Origin of the sequence: Wolbachia endosymbiont of Pentalonia nigronervosa, from assembly GCF_014534705.1 — a bacterium.
Taxonomy (GTDB): Bacteria; Pseudomonadota; Alphaproteobacteria; order Rickettsiales; family Anaplasmataceae; genus Wolbachia.
On the sequence record NZ_JACVWV010000159.1, the window covers coordinates 1 to 1,325 of the forward strand.

The 1,325-nt window shown below is 37.3% G+C and carries 1 protein-coding gene and 1 pseudogene; both read left to right on the plus strand.

Going from position 1 to position 1,325, the window contains the following annotated elements:
* The coding region (locus IC220_RS07595) for a S49 family peptidase (RefSeq protein ID WP_188153800.1) at positions 1-746 on the plus strand (746 nt) is incomplete at its 5' end.
* A gap of 260 nt (positions 747-1,006) precedes the next feature.
* Positions 1,007-1,325, plus strand: a pseudogene (locus IC220_RS07600) (head decoration protein); the annotation flags it as partial.

A 1,325-nucleotide genomic window follows, 5' to 3' on the forward strand; every position in this document is an offset into this window, starting at 1 on the left:
ATAATGCAAGAGCACAGAAGAAAATTATCGCTATAGCCAATGATGATGCGTACTCTGCTGCATATGCAATTGCTTCAAGCGCTGAAAAGGTTTTTGTAAGCAGAACTTCAGGAGTAGGAAGTATAGGGGTAATAGCAAGTCACATCGATCAAAGTGGGTTTAATGAAAAGCAAGGTATCAAGTACACCACAATCTTTGCAGGTAGCCGAAAGAACGATTTAAATCCACATGAACCAGTTACTTCAGAAAGTTTAGAAAATCTACAAAATGAAGTAAATCGCTTATATGAAATGTTTTCCCAGCTCGTAGCACGCAATAGAAATCTTTCTGTAGAAGCAATTAAAAACACTGAAGCAGGGCTTTATTTTGGGCAAAATGCAGTGGAAATAGGCCTTGCAGATGGAGTTACAATATTTTCTGAATTTATCAATAAAGGAGACAAAACTATGACAGAACAACTTAAGGCAGAGCAACCTAGAGAACAAGCTACATCGGAAGATTTAATTGCAAAGTATAAAAAATACCAAGCTGAAGTACTGGAAATAGCAAGGTTGTGTAACTTGTCCAAAATGCCAGAGAAATTATTAGAGTTTGTTGAGCAAGGAAAAAATGTTGAAGAAGCGCGAGATATTTTAATGTCAATTCTGGCAGAACGAACAACAAAGACTGAAATTTTAAGCACAATACCACAAAGTTCATCAGAGGACTTAATGATGCAGGCAGCTAAAACCCGCCATAATAGCTAATTATAAAGTAGTACCGTGGCATACAAACACAGAACCGCCGTATATAACACTAGACCTTCTGCAAAACGTGAAACTTAGCTTGGAAGGTTTCTCTTCATATTTTTTAAAAATTTTCTTGTTTAGAGCGCCGTAGAGAAGCAAAGTCACACATGGGATAGGTTTTTGTACCCCCCAAAAAGAATTTGACGTTTATTTCTTTGTTTCGCAGAAGGTCTACTTAATAAAAGCGGCGGTAAAACAATTAAGGAGGAGAAACGTTTATGAGTTGTATAATTGAACAAAATAACCTAGGTGACCTATTAAAGTACGAGGCATCAAATCTTTACTCAAGAGAGCAAATAACAGTAGCCAAGGGGCAAAACCTAAAGCTAGGAGCAGTAGTTGGCTTAGATAGCAAAGATAATCTAATTAAAGTCTTAAATCCAACTGCCACAGATGGCACGCAAACAGCAATAGACAAGTAATTTAAATGCAAAAGAAAACACCAAAGCGGTAGTAATTACCAGAATAGCTTTGCTTGCTGATCATGCTATTGTCTGGCCAACAGGTATCACAGAAGAGCAGAAAACCAAGGCTATC